The sequence below is a fragment of the Kitasatospora sp. NPDC054768 genome (assembly GCF_053612025.1).
Genome location: NZ_JBSHBN010000314.1, coordinates 1 through 3,239, shown reverse-complemented (window position 1 = coordinate 3,239; position 3,239 = coordinate 1). Strand labels below are relative to the sequence as shown.

The 3,239-nt window shown below is 70.4% G+C and carries 3 protein-coding genes; all 3 read right to left on the bottom strand.

What is annotated here, in order from left to right:
• Window positions 1-20: 20 nt before the first annotated feature.
• Genes ACWGKU_RS40730 through ACWGKU_RS40720 form a run of 3 tightly spaced genes read right to left on the bottom strand, consistent with a single transcriptional unit; the run spans window position 21 to window position 3,197 of the window.
• Window positions 21-1,085, bottom strand: coding sequence for an ABC transporter ATP-binding protein (locus ACWGKU_RS40730; protein ID WP_380538127.1), 1,065 nt, complete (start codon window positions 1,083-1,085; stop codon window positions 21-23).
• A gap of 34 nt (window positions 1,086-1,119) precedes the next feature.
• A complete protein-coding gene (locus ACWGKU_RS40725; protein ID WP_359901503.1) occupies window positions 1,120-2,190 on the bottom strand; it encodes an ABC transporter ATP-binding protein in 1,071 nt (356 codons plus the stop codon).
• The gene (locus tag ACWGKU_RS40720) at window positions 2,187-3,197 is read right to left on the bottom strand and encodes an ABC transporter permease (RefSeq protein ID WP_452176988.1); all 1,011 of its coding nucleotides are present in this window, start codon (window positions 3,195-3,197) and stop codon (window positions 2,187-2,189) included. Before ACWGKU_RS40720 ends, ACWGKU_RS40725 begins: the two co-directional genes overlap by 4 nt.
• Between the last annotated feature and the right edge of the window lie 42 nt (window positions 3,198-3,239).

Here is a 3,239-nt window from a genome sequence, read left to right as displayed (position 1 = left end):
CCTGCGTACGTGCGAGGGCCTCAGGCCGTGGCGCCGGCCGACGCCTTCTCCGGAGCGTTCTCCGGGAAGTGGCAGGCCACCTGGTGCCCGGTCGCCAGCACCGTCAGCGGCGGCTCCTGGCTCGCGCACACGTCCTGCGCCTTCCAGCACCGGGTGCGGAAGCGGCAGCCGCTGGGCGGGTTGATCGGCGAGGGGACGTCGCCCTTGAGCAGGATGCGCTCGCGGCCCGCGCGCTGGCGGCGGCGCGGGTCGGGGACGGGCACGGCGGACATCAGCGCGTTGGTGTACGGGTGCATCGGGCTGCGGTAGAGCGAGTCCCGGTCGGCGATCTCCACGATCTTGCCGAGGTACATCACCGCGACCCGGTCCGAGACGTGCCGGACCACCGAGAGGTCGTGCGCGATGATCAGGTAGGTCAGCCCGAGTTCCTGCTGGAGGTCGTCCAGCAGGTTGACCACCTGCGCCTGGATCGAGACGTCCAGCGCGGAGACCGGCTCGTCCGCGACGATCATCTTCGGCTTCAGCGCGAGCGCCCGGGCGATGCCGATGCGCTGGCGCTGGCCGCCGGAGAACTCGTGCGGGTAGCGGTTGTAGTGCTCGGGGCTGAGCCCGCACAGTTCCAGCAGTTCCTGGACGGCCTTCTTGAGCCCGCCCTCCGGCACCGCGTTCTGGAGCTTGAAGGGCGCGCCGACGATGGTGCCGACGGTGTGCCGGGGGTTCAGCGAGGAGTACGGGTCCTGGAAGATCATCTGGATGTCGCGGCGCAGCGGCCGCATCGCCCCGACGCCCAGGTGGGTGATGTCGGTGCCCTCGAACTCGATGGTCCCGCCGGTCGGTTCGTCGAGCCGGGTGACCAGTCGGCCCATGGTCGACTTGCCGCAGCCGGACTCGCCCACGACGCCCAGGGTCTCGCCGGCGTTGACCGTGAAGTCGATGCCGTCGACGGCCCGCACCGCGCCGGTCTGGCGCCGCAGCAGCCCGCCGCGGATCGGGAAGTGCCGGGTCAGGCCGGCCACCTTCAGCAGCGGCTCGCGGCCGGGGGCGGGTGCCGGCGACGGGATCGTGGCCGCCTGAGTGTCCGTCATCGGTTCTCTCCAGAAAGGTGGTACGAGGCCGGGCTCACAGCCGGGGCGCGATCTCTTCGGCGAAGATGCGGTGCCGCTCGTCGGCCGCCAGGTGGCAGGCCGCGAAGTGCCCGGGCGCGGCCTCGGCCAGCACCGGAAGCTCGCCGGTGGAGCGCCCGCCGGTCAGGTCGGCGTACGGGCAGCGCGGGTGGAAGGCGCAGCCGGACGGCACGTTGATCAGGCTGGGCGGGGTGCCCTTGACCGGCACCAGCCGGTCCTGGAGTTCCCGGTCCAGCCGCGGCATCGACCCCAGCAGGCCCCAGGTGTAGGGGTGTTCGGGCGCGTCGAAGAGGGTCTCGGCCGGGCCGCGCTCGACGCACTTGCCGCCGTACATGACCAGGATGTCGTCGGCCAGCTCGGCGACCACCCCGAGGTCGTGGGTGATGATGATGACGGCGGAGCCGAACTCCTCCTGGAGGTCGCGGATGAGGTCCAGGATCTGCGCCTGGACGGTGACGTCCAGGGCGGTGGTGGGCTCGTCGGCGATCAGCAGCGAGGGGTCGTTGACCAGCGCCATGGCGATCATGGCGCGCTGGCGCATGCCGCCGGAGAACTGGTGCGGGTAGTCGTCCACCCGGCGGTCGGGCTGCGGGATGCCGACCCGGTCGAGCATCTCGATCGCCCGGGCCCTGGCCTGCTTCTTCGAGGCCTGGGGGTGGTGCACCCGGTACGCCTCGACGATCTGCTGCCCCACCGTGTAGTAGGGGTGCATCGCGGTCAGCGGGTCCTGGAAGATCATCGCCATGTCGCGGCCGCGCAGTTGGCGCACCCGGTCCGGGCCGGCCGCGATCAGGTCCTCGCCGTTCAGCCGGATCTCGCCGCTGATCCGGGCCCGCTTGGAGCGGTGCAGGCCCATGATGCCCAGCGAGGTGACGGACTTGCCGGAGCCGGACTCGCCGACGATGCCGAGGGTGCGCCCCTTGTGGAGGTCGAAGCTGACCCCGTCCACCGAGCGGACCAGGCCGTCGTCGGTGTCGAAGTGGATCCGCAGGTCGCGGACCGAGAGGAAGGGGTCGCCCGACGGGGTCTGCGCGGCGTCCGCCGGGGACTTCTGGAGGTCGGTCACGAGAGCCTCACCCGGGGGTCGACGAGGGCGTACAGGAGGTCGACCACGAGGTTGCAGGCGACGATGAAGAAGGCGGCGAGCAGGGTGACGCCGAGGATCTTGGGCAGGTCGTTGTCGGAGATCGCCTGGACGGCGAACTGGCCGACGCCCTGGAGCGAGAAGACCTGCTCGGTGATCAGCGCGCCGCCGAGCAGCAGCCCGAGGTCCATGCCGAAGATCGTGACGATCGGGGTGAGCGCGGCGCGCAGCCCGTGCCGGGTGACGACCTTGCGCTCGACCAGGCCCTTGGCCCGGGCGGTGCGGATGTAGTCCTCGCTCATGGTCTCCAGCATTCCGGCGCGGGTGAGCCGGGCGTAGAGCGCGGAGTAGAGGAAGGCCAGCGAGATCCAGGGCAGGATCAGGTTGCGGGCCCACATCAGCGGGTTGTCGGTGAAGTTCACGTACTGCAGGTTGTCCAGGATCGGCCACTCGTAGCTGAACAGCGTGAGCAGCAGCGCGCCGGTGAAGAAGACCGGCAGCGAGACGCCGGCGAGCGCGACGCCCATGGAGAGCCGGTCGAAGATCGAGCGCGGCTTGAGCGCGGAGACGACGCCGGTGGCGACGCCGGAGACCAGCCAGAGCACCGCCGCACCGGCGGCGAGCGACATGGTGACCGGGATCCGCTTGGTCAGCTCGGGCCAGACCTCCAGGTGGTTCTTGAAGGAGTAGCCGAAGCAGGGCACGTGACAGGTGGCCGGTTCCGGGCCGAACGTGTACTCGGCACCGCTGACCAGCCCCTTGAGGAAGTGCCAGTACTGGGTGTACAGCGGCTGGTCGAAGCCGAGGTTCTGCTTGACCGCGGCGATCGCCTCGGGCGACGGGTTCTTCCCGATGTACTGGGCGGCCAGTTGGTCGGCCGTCTCTCCGGCGAGTCGCGGGAGCAGGAAGAAGATCGCGAAGGTGACCACGCTGACGACCAGCAGCAAAATCGCCGCCGCGATGATCCTGCGGATGATGTAGGCAAACACAGTTGGGCGGCTCCGGCGGCCCGCCGCCGTCCGGGATCGTCC